At 62.2% G+C, this 17,099-nt stretch carries 12 protein-coding genes and 1 pseudogene; 3 read left to right on the top strand and 10 right to left on the bottom strand.

The window, feature by feature from the left end; genetic code table 11:
- The 9 genes and pseudogenes from ABVN19_RS07425 to ABVN19_RS07385 all read right to left on the bottom strand — a co-directional run bounded on the left by ABVN19_RS07425 (position 1) and on the right by ABVN19_RS07385 (position 13,125).
- Positions 1-1,485 (bottom strand): efflux transporter outer membrane subunit, encoded by a 1,485-nt coding sequence (locus tag ABVN19_RS07425; protein ID WP_105642670.1) that lies wholly within the window; start codon positions 1,483-1,485, stop codon positions 1-3.
- A pseudogene (locus ABVN19_RS07420) lies at positions 1,482-4,590 on the bottom strand (efflux RND transporter permease subunit). Before ABVN19_RS07420 ends, ABVN19_RS07425 begins: the two are co-directional and overlap by 4 nt.
- Complete coding sequence (locus ABVN19_RS07415; protein ID WP_028942001.1) at positions 4,587-7,688, bottom strand: MdtB/MuxB family multidrug efflux RND transporter permease subunit; 3,102 nt, start codon at positions 7,686-7,688, stop codon at positions 4,587-4,589. Before ABVN19_RS07415 ends, ABVN19_RS07420 begins: the two are co-directional and overlap by 4 nt.
- Positions 7,685-8,968 (bottom strand): MdtA/MuxA family multidrug efflux RND transporter periplasmic adaptor subunit, encoded by a 1,284-nt coding sequence (locus ABVN19_RS07410; RefSeq protein ID WP_028942000.1) that lies wholly within the window; start codon positions 8,966-8,968, stop codon positions 7,685-7,687. Before ABVN19_RS07410 ends, ABVN19_RS07415 begins: the two co-directional genes overlap by 4 nt.
- Positions 8,969-9,163: 195 nt before the next feature.
- Positions 9,164-9,664 carry a thiol peroxidase gene (tpx, locus tag ABVN19_RS07405; protein ID WP_105642669.1) on the bottom strand — a complete coding sequence of 167 codons (501 nt, stop codon included), beginning with the start codon at positions 9,662-9,664 and terminating at the stop codon, positions 9,164-9,166.
- Positions 9,665-9,827: 163 nt separating this feature from the next.
- Complete coding sequence (locus ABVN19_RS07400; protein WP_028941998.1) at positions 9,828-11,105, bottom strand: serine/threonine transporter; 1,278 nt, start codon at positions 11,103-11,105, stop codon at positions 9,828-9,830.
- A 281-nt stretch (positions 11,106-11,386) separates the two neighbouring features.
- On the bottom strand, positions 11,387-12,580 hold the full coding sequence (locus ABVN19_RS07395; RefSeq protein ID WP_028941997.1) for an amino acid aminotransferase: 1,194 nt from the start codon (positions 12,578-12,580) through the stop codon (positions 11,387-11,389).
- Between the two features lie 90 nt (positions 12,581-12,670).
- Entirely contained in the window at positions 12,671-12,898 is a 228-nt protein-coding gene (locus ABVN19_RS07390; protein ID WP_051270405.1) for a LuxR C-terminal-related transcriptional regulator, read from the bottom strand.
- The gene (locus ABVN19_RS07385; RefSeq protein ID WP_084167924.1) at positions 12,850-13,125 is read right to left on the bottom strand and encodes a helix-turn-helix transcriptional regulator; all 276 of its coding nucleotides are present in this window, start codon (positions 13,123-13,125) and stop codon (positions 12,850-12,852) included. Before ABVN19_RS07385 ends, ABVN19_RS07390 begins: the two co-directional genes overlap by 49 nt.
- Positions 13,126-13,375: 250 nt before the next feature.
- Here ABVN19_RS07385 and ABVN19_RS07380 point away from each other — a divergent pair, with 250 nt between their 5' ends.
- The gene (locus ABVN19_RS07380) at positions 13,376-14,437 is read left to right on the top strand and encodes a hypothetical protein (RefSeq protein ID WP_028941996.1); all 1,062 of its coding nucleotides are present in this window, start codon (positions 13,376-13,378) and stop codon (positions 14,435-14,437) included.
- A 60-nt stretch (positions 14,438-14,497) separates the two neighbouring features.
- Positions 14,498-14,983 carry a hypothetical protein gene (locus ABVN19_RS07375; protein WP_028941995.1) on the top strand — a complete coding sequence of 162 codons (486 nt, stop codon included), beginning with the start codon at positions 14,498-14,500 and terminating at the stop codon, positions 14,981-14,983.
- Positions 14,984-15,024: 41 nt separating this feature from the next.
- On the opposite strand, the gene ABVN19_RS07370 is transcribed toward ABVN19_RS07375, so the two are convergent.
- Positions 15,025-16,053 (bottom strand): Ldh family oxidoreductase, encoded by a 1,029-nt coding sequence (locus tag ABVN19_RS07370; RefSeq protein WP_028941994.1) that lies wholly within the window; start codon positions 16,051-16,053, stop codon positions 15,025-15,027.
- Positions 16,054-16,202: 149 nt separating this feature from the next.
- On the opposite strand from ABVN19_RS07370, the gene ABVN19_RS07365 reads away from it, so the two are divergent.
- Positions 16,203-17,072: a MurR/RpiR family transcriptional regulator gene (locus tag ABVN19_RS07365; RefSeq protein WP_028941993.1), complete on the top strand. Its 870-nt coding sequence runs from the start codon at positions 16,203-16,205 to the stop codon at positions 17,070-17,072.
- Positions 17,073-17,099 lie beyond the last annotated feature (27 nt).

Raw genomic sequence — 17,099 nt, 5'->3', positions numbered from 1 at the left:
TCAAGGCGCCTCGGCAAACGCTGCCTGCGCGTCCCATCCTCCACCCAGTGCGGCAATCAACTGCACACTCGCCACCAGACGCCCTTGCAACAAGTTCAGCACACTACGCTCGTTGCTCAGTGCAGTGGTCTGTACATTGACCACGTCCAGGTAGGCAATCAGGCCAGCCTTGTACTGGTTATTGGTCAGGCGCAACGACTCGCGCGCCGAGTCCAGGGCTTCGCTGCGAATGCGGGCTTCGTCTTCGTAGACCTTGAGTTGCACCAGGTAGTTTTCCACTTCCTTGAAGCCGTCGAGCACGGCCTGGCGGTACTGGGCCACGGTCTGGTCATAGACCGCTTCACTGCGGTCGACCTCGGCTGACCGCTGGCCGCCGTCGAACAGGGTCATGGCCAGTTGCGGGCCAACCGACCAGAAGCGGTTCGGCAGGCTGATCCAGTCGTTGAAGCTGCTACTGCTGTAGCCGCCACTCATGCTCAGGGTCAGGTCGGGGAAGTAGGCGGCCCGGACGACACCGATGCTGGCGTTGGCCGACATGACTTTGCGCTCGGCCGAGGCGATGTCAGGACGGCGTTCCAGCAATTGCGATGGCAGCGCCAGCGGCACCTGCGGCAGTGCCGGGATGTCCTGGCTGTCGGCCAGGGCAAAGCCCGCCGGCGCCTTGCCCAGCAGTACCGCGATGGCGTTTTCCAGCTGGGCACGCTGCCACACCAGGTCGACCAGGTCGGCCTGGGTGGTCTTGAGCTGGGTTTGCGCCTGGGCTACCGCGTCCTTGCCGGAGACACCGGCACGGTACTGGTTTTCGGTCATGGTCAGTGAGCGCTGGTAGGCCAGGACGGTGGCTTCGAGCAGGCGCTTCTGTTCGTCCATGACCCGCAACTGCAGGTAGTTCTGCACCAGTTCCGACTGCAGGCTCAGGCGAATCGCCGCCATGTCGGCAAGGCTCGCCTCGGCACTGGCTTCATTGGCCGCCAGGCTGTCGCGCAGCTTGCCCCAGAGGTCGGCTTCCCAGCTCACACCGAGGGTGGTGCTGTAGGTGTTGCGAATACCACTGCTGTTGTTGCTCAGGCTTGAGCTGGAGCTGCCAGTCCCCTGGCTTGAACGGTTCTTGCCGGCGTTCAGGTCAAGGCTTGGAAACAGTGCGCCACGGGCACTGCGCACCAGGGCCTGGGCCTGACGGTACTGGGCCTCGTACTGGGCGACGGTCTGGTTGCTGGCATTGAGCTCGTCAACCAGGCCATTGAGCCGTGCATCGCCATACAGCTCCCACCAGGCGCCACGCGCCAGGGCGTCCGACGGATTGGCCTGGGTCCAGCCGGCAGCGTGCTTGAACTGCACTGGCGTGGGACTCTCGGGCCGATGGTAGTCCGGACTCAGGGTACAGGCGCTGAGCATGGCCAGGCACAGGCTGGAGGCCAGCAAGCGTGAACCCCGGGCGCCGAGCAGCTGCAGCGTGCGGTTGGAAAGGGTCGGACGTCGGGTCATAGCGGGGTTTCCAAAGCAGCGTCGGTGCGCACGCCACGCCAGTGATTGAAACGATGGCGCAGGCGGTCCAGATAGAGGTAGACCACAGGGGTGGTGTAAAGCGTAAGGACCTGGCTGAAAACCAGCCCGCCAATGATGGTCAGACCCAGCGGCTGACGCATCTCGGAGCCCTCGGCATGGCTGAGCAACAACGGCAAGGCGCCGAGGATCGCGGCCAGGGTGGTCATCAGGATCGGCCGCAGACGCAGCAGGCAGGCTCGGCGGATCGATTCCTCCGGGCTCAGTTGATCGTGACGCTCCAGTTGCAAGGCAAGGTCGATCATCATGATCGCGTTTTTCTTTACCACACCGATGAGCAGGAACAGCCCGAGCAGCGAAATCAGACTGAACTCGCTGCCCACCACGTACAGGGTGAGCAAAGCCCCGACCCCGGCCGATGGCAGGGTCGAGAGAATGGTCAGCGGGTGGATGTAACTCTCATACAGAATGCCGAGCACCAGGTACACCGCGAGCAAGGCTCCGAGGATCATCCACGGTTGCCCTTCCTGGCTCTTGGCAAAGGCATCGCCTGTACCGCCCACCTTGGCGATCACGTCCTCGGGCAAGCCGACCTTGGCCACGGCCCGCTCGACCGCAGCCATGGCCTGGTCCTGACTGTAGCCCTCGGCAACATCGAAGTTGATGTTCTCGGAGGCAAACTGGCCTTCATGGCTGACACGGTCATCGGCCAGGCTGTTCTCGTAGTGGGCAAAGGTTGACAGCGGTACCCGGGCACCCTCTGCGGTGATGACCTGGACCTGCTCCAGGGTGCGAGGGTCCTGGGCGTACTTGGGATTGACCTCCATCACCACCTGGTACTGGTTCAGGCTGTCGTAGATGGTCGAGATCTGTCGCTGGCTGTAGGCATTGTTGAGCACCGAGGTCACCATGCTCATGTCGATGCCCAGGCGCTTGGCCTGCTCACGGTCGACCACCAGAGTGATCTGCTCGGTGCCGCCGCCTTCGCGGGCATCGATGGCGGTCAGCTCAGGCAATGCCTTGAACGCGGCGACCACTTTCGGGTACCACTCACGCAGGGCTGACAGCTCGCTGCTTTGCAGGGTATAGAGGAACTGCGAGGTGCTCTGGTCGCGACCGCCGCCAAACTGCAGGTCCTGGTCGGCCATCAGGAACAACCGCCCTCCCGGCACCTTGGGCATCTCTTTGCGTAGCCGCTCGATGATCTTCTGCGCCGACTCCTTGCGCTCGCTGATCGGTTTCAGACGCACCAGCACCATGGCGTTGTTGGTGCCGCTGTTGCCGCCGATAAAACCTGCCACGCTCTGCACCGCAGGGTCCTTGAGCAAGGCGCGCCGATAGATTTCCATCTTCGGCTGCATCACCTGGAACGACAGGCCGTCATCGCCACGCACAAAGCCCATCAACTGGCCGGTGTCCTGCTGCGGCAGGAAGGTCTTGGGCACCACCACATACAGGGCGATGTTGACCGCGATGGTCACCAGCAGGCTCAACAGCGTCAGGCGTCGGTGGCGCAAGACCCAGTCCAGGCTCCGAGCGTAGCTTGCCATCATGCGCTGGTTGAGTTGCTCGCTCCAACGCTGCAGGCGGGTCTGCTCACCCTCGGGGTGGGCTTTGAGCCAGCGGGCACAGAGCATCGGCGTCAAGGTCAGGGAGACTACCAGCGAAACGATGATTGCCGCTGCCAGGGTGATGGAAAACTCGCGGAACAACGACCCGACAATGCCACCCATGAACAGGATCGAGACGAACACCACCACCAGCGAGAGGTTCATCGACAGCAACGTGAAGCCGACTTCCTTGGCCCCAAGGTAGGCGGCGCGCATCGGTTCCACACCTTCATCGATATGCCTGGAGATGTTCTCCAGCACCACGATGGCATCGTCGACCACCAGTCCCGTGGCAAGGATCAATGCCATCAGCGATAAGTTGTTCAGCGAAAAACCACACAGGTACATCACTGCAAAGGTGCCCACCAGCGAAACCGGTACCGCCAGGGTCGGGATAAGCGAAGCACGCAGGTTGCCCAGGAACAGGAACACCACCAGCACCACCAGCACCACAGCGATGATCAGGGTGTGCTCGGCTTCCTTGAGGGTCGCAGTGATCACTGGGGAGCGATCCATGGCCACGTCCAGCTTGACGCTGGCCGGCATTAGCGACTCAAGAGCCGGCAGCTGCTCCTTGATCTTGTTCACCGTCTCGATGATGTTGGCGCCGGTCTGACGGTTGATCACCAGCAATACCGCTTGCTGATCGTTGAAAAAGCCACTGTTGTAGCGGTTCTCCACCGCATCGCTGACCTTGGCCACATGGCTCAGGCGCAGCACTGCGCCGTCCTGGTAGCGAATTACCAGGGGCTCATAGTCCTTGGCCTTTTCCAACTGATCGTTGGCTTGTACCTGCCAGTTGCGCTGGCCGTCTTCGATAAAGCCCTTGGGCCAGGCGCTGGTTGGCGTTGGCGATGGTCTGGCGCACGTCGTCCAGGGCCACGCCGTACTGGTTGAGCAACTGCGGCTCGAGCTCGATGCGCACTGCAGGCAGGGAGCTACCGCCGATCTGCACCTCCCCTACCCCAGGCACCTGCGACAGGCTCTGGGACAGGATGGTCGAGGCCAGGTCATAGAGCTGGCCCTTTTGCAGCACGCTGGAAGTCAGTGCCAGCACCATGATCGGTGCCTGGGACGGGTTGAATTTCTTGTAGGTGGGCATGCTGCGCATGCCGCTGGGCAGCAAGTTGCGCGAGGCGTTGATCGCTGCCTGCACCTCGCGGGCCGCCGCATCGACATCACGGCCCTGGTCAAACCCCAGGATGACCCGGGTCGAACCTTGGCTGGAACTGCTGGTCAGCGTCGTGACCCCGGAAATCGCGCCCATGGAGCGCTCCAGCGGGGTCGCCACCGTCGAGGCCATGACCTCAGGACTGGCACCGGGCAGGTTGGCCTGGACCACGATCACCGGAAACTCGATCTGCGGCAGCGGCGCCACTGGCAGCAGGCCAAAGCTGACACCGCCCAGCAACATGATCGCCAGGCTCAGCAGCATGGTGGCTACCGGCCGGCGGATGAAAGGTGCGGACAGGTTCATGGCTGGGCCTGCACCACGGTGTCAGGCTGACGGCGCCAGCGACGGGACAGGCGGTCGAAGTACAGGTAGATGACCGGCGTAGTGAAGAGCGTCAGCACCTGGCTCACCAGCAATCCACCCACCATCACCAAACCAAGCGGCTGACGCAGCTCGGCGCCGGAACCGGTGGCGAGCATCAACGGGATGGCGCCGAACAGCGCCGCCAGGGTGGTCATCAGGATCGGCCGGAAACGCAACAGTGCCGCCTGGTAGATTGCCGTCTGCGGGTCCACGCCCTGGTTGCGTTCGGCTTCCAGGGCGAAGTCGATCATCATGATCGCGTTCTTCTTGACGATGCCGATCAATAGAATGATGCCGATGATGGCGATCATACCCAGATCGTTACCGGTCAGGATCAACGCCAGCAAGGCACCCACGGCGGCCGATGGCAGGGTCGAGAGAATGGTGACCGGATGGATGTAGCTCTCGTAGAGCACACCCAGCACGATGTACATGGTCACCACCGCTGCCAGAATCAGCAGCAAGGTGCTCGACAGCGAGGCCTGGAAGGCTTCGGCAGCGCCCTGGAAGCGAGTCTGCACGCCGACCGGCATGCCGATCTCCTGCTGCACCTGCTCGATCACCTTGACTGCCTCGCCCAGGGCCACGCCCTCGCCGAGGTTGAACGACATCATCACCGCCGGGAACTGGCCGATATGGGCAATGGCCAGTTGTGCCTGGCGTTGCTCGATGCGCGCCAGGCTCGACAGCCGTACCTGGCCGCCATCCGTGGCCTTGACGTGGATCTGCTCCAGTACCTGCGGCCCCAGTGTGGACGCCGCTTCTGCCTGCAGCACCACGCGGTACTGGCTGGCCTGGGTATAGATGGTCGAGATCTGCCGCTGACCAAAGGCGTCGTACAGCGCGTTGGTGATGTCGGCGACATTGATGCCCAGACGGCTGGCAGCGTCACGGTCGATCACCAGGAATACCTGCAGGCCCTTGTCCTGCAGGTCGCTGGCTACGTCAGTGAGTTCCGGACGCTGCTGCAGGGCATCGACCAGCTTGCCGCTCCACTGCGCCAGCAACTCGGCATCAGGCGACGACAGGCTGAATTGGTACTGGGTGCGGCTGACCCGGTCTTCGATGCTCAGGTCTTGCACCGGCTGCATGAACAGGCGAATGCCGATCAGCTTGTCGACCTCCGGCTGCAGGCGGGCAATCACCTGGGCCGCCGTGAGGTCACGCTCGCCATGGGGCTTGAGGTTGATCAGCAAACGGCCGCTGTTGAGCGTGGCATTGTCGCCATCGACACCGATGTAGGACGACAGGCTCTGCACTGCCGGGTCCTGCAGGATGATCGCACTCAGCGCTTGCTGGCGCTGGCTCATGGCCGCGAACGACACCGACTGCGGCGCTTCGGAAATGCCCTGGATGACGCCGGTGTCCTGCACCGGGAAGAAGCCCTTGGGCACCACCAGGTACAACAGCACAGTCAGGCCCAGGGTGGCCACCGCCACCAGCAAAGTCAGCGGCTGATGCCTGAGCACCCAGGTAAGGCCGCGGCCGTAGTAGTCGATCATCCAGTCGACCCAGGCTCCGCTGGCACGGTAGAACCGGCTCTGCTCTTCAGGCTTGGGCTCGCGCTTGAGCAAACGCGCGCACATCATCGGCGTCAGGGTCAGCGAAACTACCAGTGAAATCAGGATGGCCACCGCCAGGGTGATGGCAAACTCACGGAACAGCCGCCCGACCACATCGGCCATGAACAGCAACGGGATCAGCACCGCGATCAGCGAGAAGGTCAGCGAGATCAGGGTGAAGCCGATCTGCCGGGCGCCCTTGAGCGCGGCCTGCATCGGCGTCTCGCCCTCCTCGATATGCCGCGAGATGTTCTCCAGCATGACGATGGCATCGTCCACGACAAAACCGGTGGCGATTGTCAGGGCCATCAGCGTCAGGTTGTTGATCGAGAACCCGGCCAGGTGCATGACGGCGAAGGTGCCGATCAGCGACAGCGGTACTGCCACCGAGGGAATGATGGTGGCGCTGAAACGGCGCAGGAACACAAACGTCACCATGACCACCAGGGCAATGGCGATCAGCAACTCGTGCTGGACGTCCTTGACCGAGGCGCGGATGGTCTGGGTACGGTCGGTGAGCACGGTGACATCCAGGCCCGCCGGCAGGTTGTCGGTGATCGACGGCAGCATGGCCTTGATCCGGTCGACCACCTCGATAACGTTGGCCCCCGGCTGGCGCTGGATGTTCAGCAGCACCGCCTGGTTCTGGTTGGCCCAGGCCGCGAGACGCTCGTTCTCGGCGCCGTCGACGATCTCGGCAACATCCTTGAGGCGCAGGGGTGCGCCGTTGTTGTAGGCCAGGATCAGGTTGGCGTATTCCTCGGGAGAACGCAGCTGGTCGTTGGCATCGAGCATCGACACCCGGGTGGGGCCGTCGAAGTTGCCCTTGGGCTGGTTGACGTTGGAAGCGCCGATCAGGGTGCGCACATCGGCCAGGTTCAGGCCCGCCGAGGCCAAGGCATCGGGGTTGACCTTGATCCGTACCGCCTGGCGCTGGCCGCCGGCGATGCTGACCATGCCGACACCGCCGATCTGGGCGATTTTCTGCGCCACCCGGGTATCGACCAGGTCATTGAGCTTGGGCAGCGGCATGGTCTGGGAAGAAATGGCCAGGGTCAGCACTGGCGTGTCGGCCGGGTTGACCTTGTTGTACACCGGGGGCGCCGGCAGGTCGGTAGGCAGCAGGTTGGTGGCAGCGTTGATGGCTGCCTGCACCTGCTGCTCGGCCACGTCCATGTTCATGTCCAGGCTGAAGCGCAGGGTCAGCACCGAGGCGCCGCCAGAACTGGTGGAGGCCATCTGGGTGAGCCCGGGCATTTGCCCGAACTGGCGCTCCAGGGGCGCGGTGACCGCACTGGTCATCACCTGGGGGCTCGCACCTGGGTAGAGGGTCATGACCCGGATGGTGGGGTAATCGACCTGGGGCAATGCCGCTACCGGCAGCAGTTTGTAGGCGATCAGGCCGGCCAGCACGATGGCCAGCATGCTCAGGGTGGTCGCCACCGGGCGCAGGATGAACAGCCGCGAGAGGTTCATGCGCCAGCCTTGCCCTGGGTGCCCGGGGTGATGGCGGCGTCCTTCTTGTCCTGGCCCTGCAGGTGCTGGCCAGGGGTCACCGGTACTTCGGCGCTGTCGTTGACCACTTCAACATCGCTGCCGTCGCGCAGACGGTCAGTGCCTTCGAGCACTACCCGCTCACCCTTGGCCAGGCCTTCGAGGATCACCGTATGGTCGCCATCGCTGGCACCCAGCTTGAGCGGACGAATACGTACCTTGTTCTCCCCTTCCAGCACATACACGAACGAGCCATCGGTGCCGAACTGGATCGCCGCCGAGGGCGCCAGCACTACATCTTTGAGGGTGTCGGCCAGCAGGCGCACGTTGACGAACTGGTTGGGGAACAGCGCTTCGTCCTGGTTCTCGAAATAGGCCTTGAACTTCAGGGTGCCAGTGGTGGTGTCGATCTGGTTGTCGAGGCTGCGCAGCACGCCGAGCGCTTGCTGCCGGGTGTCGCCACGGTCCCAGGCTTCCACCGGCAGCTTGGCGCCGCTGCGGTAGCGCGCCAGCACGGTGTTGAGTTCAGATTCGGGCAATGTGAACGCGACGGTGATCGGCTGGGTTTGGGTGATCACCACCAGGGCGGTGGTGTCATTGGCCGCCACCAGGTTGCCGACATCGAGCTGGCGCAGACCCAGGCGCCCGGTGATCGGTGCGCGAATGCGGGTGAAGTCCAGGTTCAGCTTGGCGTCGCCGACGGCCGCCTGGTTGGTCTTGATCGTGCCCTGGTACTGGCCGACCAGTGCAACCTGGGTGTCGAGCGTCTGCTTGGCGATACTGTCTTCGGTATACAAGCCCTTGTAACGCTCCAGGTCGATCTGGGCGTTTTTCAGCTGCGCCTGGTTCTGCGCCAGGGTGCCTTCGGCTTGTTGCAGGGCGTTCTGGTAGCTGCGCGGGTCGATCTCGGCGAGCAGGTCGCCGCTCTTGACCTTCTGCCCTTCCTGGAAGTTGACCTTGACCAGTTCGCCGCCCACCCGGCTGCGCACATTGACGGTATTGGTCGCCGTCACCGTGCCCAGGGCCTTGAGGTACACCGGGAAGTCGCCCACGGTTGCCGGCTCCACACGCACCGGCACCGGCCCGCCAAAGGCGCCAAACCCGGGCCGCCCGCCCTTGCCTCCCGGCGCACCGGCTGCCTTGTGGGCGGCTGGCGACGGCCACAGCCACCAGCACAGGCCGGCGACCAGCAGCAGGATCAGCAGGCCGACAAGCCAGCGACGAGAGGAACGGGAACGAGAAAGCATCGGGTGATCGACCATTGTGCGGATAGGAATTCTTTTGAGGAGGCTGAACGATAAGCACTGCGGGCAGATAAGCAAAGCGCCTTTACCGGCAATTTACCTTGGCTTACGTTGGTAAGACGATGAAGTTTAAATAAAAACGGCCTGGACAAGGTCCAGGCCGCAACAACTCTTACAATTTGGCAGCTTCGCAGGCTTGCCCCGCGATCGGCCTTACTTCAGTACAGCCAATGCTGCATCGTAGTTCGGCTCTTCAGCAATTTCGCCCACCAGCTCAGCGTGCAGCACCTTGTCGTTCTCATCCAGGACCACCACGGCGCGGGCAGTCAGGCCGGCCAGCGGGCCATCGGCGATGGCAACGCCGTAGTTCTCGATGAACTCGCGGCCACGCAGGGTGGACAGGTTCTGGACGTTTTCCAGGCCTTCAGCGCCGCAGAAGCGCGCCTGGGCGAATGGCAGGTCGGCCGAGATGCACAGCACCACGGTGTTGTTCAGTTCAGCGGCCTTCTTGTTGAAGGTGCGAACCGAGGTAGCGCAGGTTGGGGTGTCGACGCTTGGGAAGATGTTCAGCACTTTGCGCTTGCCGGCAAGGCTTGCCAGGGTCACGTCAGCCAGGCCAGCACCAACCAGGGAAAACGCTGGAGCCTGGGCGCCGACTTTAGGCAGATCGCCTTTGACCTGTACCGGGTTGCCTTTGAGAGTCACTTGAGCCATGAGCTGAGTCCTTATGCGGGGGTGAGTAAAGGACCAGAGTTAATCATGAAAGTGCCCGGGCACCTATGGGGGAAAGTTAAATTGTTGCATTGCCAGACAATTTTTGTGGACAAACCAGTCATCCGAAAGCAGACAATCCTGCTTCCGGAGGGCCACTTCATCATCAGCTGAGCAGCGAGTACACCAGCGCAGAGATCGCCACCAGGCCTACGGCAACCACAAAGACGTTGGACATCTGCCCGCTGTACTTGCGCATGGCCGGCACCTTGCGGATGGCGTACATCGGCATCAGGAACAGGATCGCCGCGATCACTGGGCCACCCAGGGTCTCGATCATGCCCAGGATGCTCGGGTTGAGGGTGGCGACTATCCAACAGATCACCAGCATGAATGCTGCAGTCATGCGGTCCAGAGCCTTGGCACCTGGGCGCTTGCCGGCCTTGACGATCAACCCCTTGAGGCCTTCGCTGGCACCGATGTAATGGCCCAGGAACGACTTGGCAATGGCAATGAACGCAATCAATGGCGCGGCAAAGGCGATGGTCGGGTTGCTGAAATGGTTGGCAAGGTACGACAGAATCGACAGGTTCTGCGCCTTGGCTTCGGCCAGTTGGCCGGGCGTCAACGTCAGGACGCAACTGAACACGAAGAACATCACCATCGCCACCATCAGCAGATGGGCACGGCACAGGATCTGGCCGCTGCGCTCATCGGCGTGCACGCCATAGCGGCGTTTCTGGTCGACGGCAAAGGCCGAGATGATCGGCGAATGGTTGAACGAGAATACCATCACCGGAATGGCCAGCCACAACGTGTGCAGGAAGGCCGAACCCGACGGCAATTCGGTAGCGGTGGTAAGGATCCCGCCGCTCCAGTGCGGAATCAGGAACACCGCCAGAAAGGCCAGGGCGACGATAAACGGATAGACCAGCAGGCTCATGACCTTGACGGTGGCCTGCTCGCCACAGCGAACGATGGCCAACAGGCCCAGGATCAGCACGAACGACAGCACCGCGCGCGGTGGCGGCTCGATGTGCAACTGGTGCTCCATGAAGCTGCCCACGGTGTTGGTCAGCGCCACGCTGTAGATCAGCAGGATCGGAAAGATGGCGAAGAAGTACAGCAAGGTGATCAGGGCGCCCGCCTTGATGCCGAAGTGCTCTTCGACAACGTCGGTGATGTCGGCCCCCTCGCGCCCGGAGAGCACGAAGCGGGTCAGGCCGCGGTGAGCGTAGTAGGTCATGGGGAAGGCCAACAGGGCCAGAATCAATAAGGGCCAGAAGCCACCGAGCCCGGCGTTGATCGGCAGGAACAGGGTTCCGGCGCCGATGGCTGTGCCGAAAAGGCCCAGCATCCAGGTGGTGTCCTGACGGGACCAGTTGCCGAGGGCAACGGGGGTCGATTCGAAGCGTTGTTCAACGCTTTGGGCCTGCTCGTTCATCCGGGTGCAACTCCACTCGCAAACTGCAACAGGGCTGAGAGCAGCGAGCCAGAGGCCTCACCACTGCTCAACCATACAAAGAAGGGCGCGATTGTGCGCCCATTGGTTGCACTTGCAAAGTCTTGACCGAGGAGCGGTTGCACCTTTTACAACTACAAAAGCAAATGTGGGAGCGGGCTTGCCCCGCGATGGGCCAGCCCAGACGATACAGGTGTATTGGCTGAACCGAACTCATCGCGGGGCAAGTCGAGACGTCGCACCGCAGCTCCCACCCACAGGGATCATTGAACCGCAGCAATCGCCTCGGCTACTTGCTGCAGATTGTCCGGACGCAGGCCCGACATGCACACTCGGCCGCTGTCGATCAGGTACACACCGAACTCGTCACGCAGGCGACGCACCTGCTCGACGCTCAAGCCGGTGTAGCTGAACATCCCGCGCTGGCTCAGGAAGAAGCTGAAGTCCTGGCCCGGCAGCAGCACGGCCAGGGCATCTACCAAGCCCTGGCGCATTTCCAGGATGCGCAGGCGCATCTGTTCCACTTCGGCCGCCCACTGGGCATTGAGCACGGCGTCGCCCAGTACGGCCGCAACCAGTTGCGCGCCGAAGTTGGGCGGGCTGGAGTAGTTGCGGCGTACGGTGGCCTTGAGCTGGCCCAGCACGCTCTGCGCGGTATCGGCATCGTCACACACCACCGACAAGCCCCCTACCCGCTCGCCATACAGCGAGAAGATCTTCGAGAACGAGTTGCTGACCAGGCACGGCACACCGGCACGGGCCACTTCGCGAATGGCATAGGCATCTTCGGCCAGGCCTTCGCCGAAGCCCTGGTAGGCGATATCCAGGAATGGAATGAGGTTGCGCGCCTTGACCACCTCGATCACCTGTTGCCATTGCGCCTGGCTCAGGTCGACGCCAGTGGGGTTGTGGCAGCACGGGTGTAGCAAGACGACGCTGTTGGCCGGCAGGGTGTTGAGGGTTTCGAGCATGCCGTCGAAGTCCAGGCCACGGGTGCCCTGGTCGAAGTACGGGTAGGTATTGACCTTGAACCCTGCACCTTCAAAGATCGCCCGGTGGTTGTCCCAGGTTGGATTGCTGACCCACACCTGGGAGTCCGGGAAATAGCGTTTGAGGAAGTCGGCACCGACTTTCAGCGCACCGGAGCCACCGACCGTCTGCACGGTGGCAACGCGCCCGCCCTGCACGGCGGGATGATCAGCACCGAACAGCAGCGCCTGGATCGCCTGGCGATAGCTGTTCAAGCCTTCCATCGGCAGGTACAGCGAGGCTTCGTGAGGCTGGCCGGCCATGCGCCGCTCGGCTTCGCCAACCGCTGCCAGCTGCGGAACCACGCCTGCGGCGTCGTAATACAGGCCGATACTCAGGTTGACCTTGTTGGCACGAGGGTCGGCCTTGAAGGTCTCCATCAGGGACAGAATCGGGTCGCCGGCATAGGCATCGACATGTTTGAACACAGCGTGCAGCTCCTTGGGTCTGGGCAAAACGAAAAAGACTGTGCCGAGGATACCTGTAGCCGCGCCGAAGCAACATGTCCGTTGGTGCAACTAATCTGTGCATCCCTGCATGTCGCGGGCCGTACTCGGCCAAGGCAGCCAGCCTTGGGTGAAGGCAAGGTACAACAGCGCACAGACATTGGCCGTCGATGTCTTGTCGAGCATGTTGCGCCGATGCGTACGCGCGGTCTGGTCGCTGATACCCAGCGCACGGGCAATCTGCTTGTCGCTCAGCCCCTGGGCCAGGCAGCCAAGCACGTGCTGTTCACGTGCAGACAACGGCGTTGGCAACCTTGGTTGCCCGGCCTCAAGGTCGGGGCTGAGGCCAGGCACAGATAGCGCGCCACCAACGCACTGGCCCTGCCGACCTTGAGTTTGGCGTGCACATTCTCGCGGTGTTTGCGCGCCGTAGACAGGGCGATGAACAACCGCTGGGCGACCTCCCGATCAGTCAATCCTCGCGCAACCCACGACAGCACTTCGGTTTCCCGGTCGCTCAATCGCATGTTCTGTCCTTGAACTGTTCACTGCCGCGCGATGGCCTGCCGGCGCCTGAAACCCAAGCCTAGGACCTGCCAAGGCACTGTCAAGGCTTCCCCGGTTGGTCCTCTTTACATACCGCATTTGCCGAATGTTCCTACGCCATCGACGGACAGATCATTCAACTGCCGACGTTTTTCAACCCGGTGGTCGGCGGCAGGGAATGCCGCTGCGAGTCGCTGCTCGGCCTCACTCAATGGAAAAGGAATGCACACCATGAACTGGAACCGCTCGTTTACCGATCTGATCCGCAATGGCCGCGCCGCGTACTGGGGCAACTGGACCCTGGACCAGAAAATGAAAGTCGGCAGTGTCGGCTTTGTGTCCCCCGACAATGGCGACTTCACCCTGGTGCAGGAACAGGCTCCGGGCCTTACCGTCAGCACCCGCAATGCGCCCAACCAATGGAAGCTGTCGTCGAGCAATGTGAAGCGTACCCAGAGCAGCGTCAGCCTGGATGGCTCCGCCACCGACCCTGAAACCGGTACCAAGATCACCGCAGGCACGGAGGTCAAGTGGGACTTTGCCTCCTCCGGTTCCATCGCCTCGGAGTTCGGCATTGCCTCGGAGTCGTACCTGGCCGACCTCACCGTCCTGACCCAAGCGCAAACCCTGCAGTGGCTCAAAGACCAGGCGAGCCGGGTCAGTATGGCCTCGAGCAACGGCATCGCCCAAGGTTTTGGCGTGATCACCAGCGTCATCTACGCCACCAGCGGGCTGAACGTCGGCTCACAGGACAACAGCTCCTCGTTCTCGGTCACCGGCTCTGTCGGTGGCGTGCAGGACCTGTTGGCCAGCGCCGACGCCAAGGGCTCTTATGTGTCGACCAACCAGACCAAAAGCGTCGACCAGCACCTATGGCCCGACAAGGCCAGCACCTTGGCCAGCCAGCCGATCCCGATCGCCTACACCTTTGCGTCGTTCGACGGCGACCTGTTGATCCCCAACTGGATCACTCGCCTGGGCGGCCTGCAGATCCTGTTCAACAACAAGCCTGGCTGCACCTACATCACCGACATCACCCTCGACTACGACACCCCCACCGGCAAGCAGCACCAGTCGTTCAGCCTCAGCGGCGGCCTGTCGAAAACCGTCGGCAACATCCCGCTCAATGCCACCAACATTACCGCCCAGGTCAAGTTCAAGGGCGTGATGAACAGCGACAACTACAGCTTCAGCTGGCCCAGCCCGCTGGGCCAGTGGCTGACCGGCAGCCGGGAAATCCAGATGACCGGTGTATGGCCAGGCAAGACCTCGGCCCAGGACCTTCAGCGTTGAGCTGCGTGCTGATCACTCAATAAAAAAGCAGCCCGCAAGGGCTGCCGCGAGGACACCATCATGTGTAAATGCACATCGGATTTTTTGGTCAAACACGTCCGGATCCTTGGCCAGCGCCAGCCTGACGACCTGTACAACGAACTGATCATGCGTGATCTGGAAATACCCAGGCAGGCGATGGTCATTCTCAACGAGCCCATCACCAACAACCGTGAGAGCGTGGTCCACCGCGCGGGTATTGTGTTGCAGGCAAGGGCCGAAGAGTTCGGCCATGAATACCCCAACACCGTGATGTTCATGGATCTGACGACCTTGCAACAGGTCTGCACAACGCTGGACTCGTTACCGTCCAACCGACAGGACTTCAACTGCCGGGTGCGCATCCCCTGGATCGTGACGTGGAAAGGCGTCAGCAACTATGAAGTCATCGAGAATGCTTCAGGCTTTGCCGCCTCCACCGATGACAACGGCTACTGCAACCATTACCGCGCGCCGTTGACCGACGCGCAAAGCTATACCAATAACTGGAGCCCTAAAGGTCTGTAGCCACAAACCCCATCGTCAACCGTCGACGATGGGGTTCATCTTCATGCCTGCGCCATCGCCTGCAATTGCTCAAGCTCCTGCACCGTCAGGCTCACGCCCTCCTGGTCGGAGACCTCGCGCTCGCGAAAACGCCGCTCGCCCGGCATACGACTCAACCCCACCGCGTGCATCTGCTCCACCAACTGCCGGCTGCGCTCGGCAAAGTGATTGCCTTCAGCCTTGGCCGGATCAATGACAATGATCAATTGGCCGGTCCAGGGGGTTTTCGCCCCAGGGTGCTGTGACCAGTCGAACTCGAACGAGAAGTTGCCACCGGTCAACGCCGCAGCCAACAGCTCGACCATCATCGACAGTGCCGAGCCCTTGTGCCCGCCAAAAGGCAGCAATGCGCCGCCGTCGAGAATCTTGCGCGGATCGCGAGTCGGCTGGCCCTCGCTGTCTACACCGATGCCATCGGGCAGCATCTCACCCTTGCGCGCAGCGATCTGAACATCACCATGGGCCATGGCGCTGGTGGCCATGTCGAACACGATAGGGTCGCTCTCGGCACACGGCGCGGCAAAGGCAATCGGATTGGTGCCGAACAGTGGCTGGCGGGCACCGTGGGGCACCACGCAGGTCATGCTGTTGACCACGCTCAAGGCCACCAGCCCCTCTTCGGCAAACGGCTCGACATCGGGCCAGAGCGCAGCGAAATGATGCGAGTTGTGGATAGCCAGCACGGCGATCCCGGCACTGCGGGCCTTCTTCACCAGCAGCTCGCGGGCTGCCGCCAGGGCTGGCTGGGCGAACCCGCCGCCGGCATCGACGCGCACGAAACCACTGGCCACATCATCCACCACCGGCACCGCCTGGCCATCGACCCAGCCGCTGGCCAAGGTCGACACATAACCGGGAATACGGAACACGCCATGACTGTGAGCGCCGTCGCGCTGGGCGCTGGCGCAATTGTAGGCAAGGCTGGCGGCTACCGCATCACGGGTGCCGTTATGAACAAAAATGCGGTGCAACAAGGCCTGCAAGTCGGCAAAGGCAATCTGCGTGACAGCAGTGTCGGGGCGTGCGGACATCTGAAGCTCCCTTTTTGGATTTGGTATGGGCTGCAGCGCTGGGCATGGCGGGAACTCTCGCGCAGTGACAGCAAACTGTCAAATGTTGACTTGGTGACAGAAAACATTCATTTTCTGTTTTCAAGTGCAACCGCCTTCGAGAACTGCCCGTGAGCCAACCGATCAAGCAACGCCTGGAAAACAGCCTGCACAACGCAGCGGCTTCGGGTCGCAAGATCGCCAGCTACATGCTCGCCAACCTCACCGACCTGCCGTTTGAAACCTCGGCAAGCCTGGCAGCGAAAATCGGCGTCAGTGAGTCCAGTGTCGGGCGGTTCTGCCGTGCCCTGGGCTATGAGCACCTCAAGGCGCTCAAACACGATCTCAAGGACGATCTGGGCGATGGCCCCTGGCTGGTCGGTGATCGTTTGCAAGAATTCCGCCAACACCATGGCAAGGATGCCGCCGGCATCGCCCGCAGCCTTGAGCAAGAAGTCGGGGCGCTGGTGCGGGTCTATGAGTACAGCCGTACCGACGCCTGGCAAACCGTCAGCCAGCGCCTGGCGCAGCGGCGCAAGGTGTTCGTCGCCGGCTTTCAGACCGAGCGCGGCATCGCCCTGTGCATGACCCACCTGCTGCAGTACTTGCGCGATGGCGTGCAGGTGGTTGACGGCAGTGCCGGGCATTTTGGCGAGGTACTGCTCAGCGACCCGGCCGACAGCGCCCTGGTGGTGTTCGAAGCGCGTCGTTACTCACGCCATGCCCTGACCCTGTGCCGCAAGGCACACGAGGCGGGCATCCCGGTAACACTGGTAACCGACACCTTTTGTGACTGGGCCGATGCCAACGCCGATGAGGTGTTTCGTATCCCCACCGAATTCAATCTGTTCTGGGAGTCCACCGCGACGATGCTGTCGTGGGTACACCTGATGGTCAACGAGGTCTGCAAGAAGCTAGGACCGGATGTTGAAAAACGCTTGGAAGCAACTGCCGCTCTACACAACGAATTCGTTGGCTACACGTCAACGAGCAAACAATAGCAAGAGTGCAAACAACAGATCGAGGTG

It is taken from the genome of Pseudomonas vranovensis (genome assembly GCF_040438935.1).
In the GTDB taxonomy this organism is placed as follows: Bacteria; Pseudomonadota; Gammaproteobacteria; order Pseudomonadales; family Pseudomonadaceae; genus Aquipseudomonas; species Aquipseudomonas vranovensis.
Note: the sequence above shows the minus strand (reverse complement) of the source record. Positions and strands in the feature narration are given on the sequence as shown.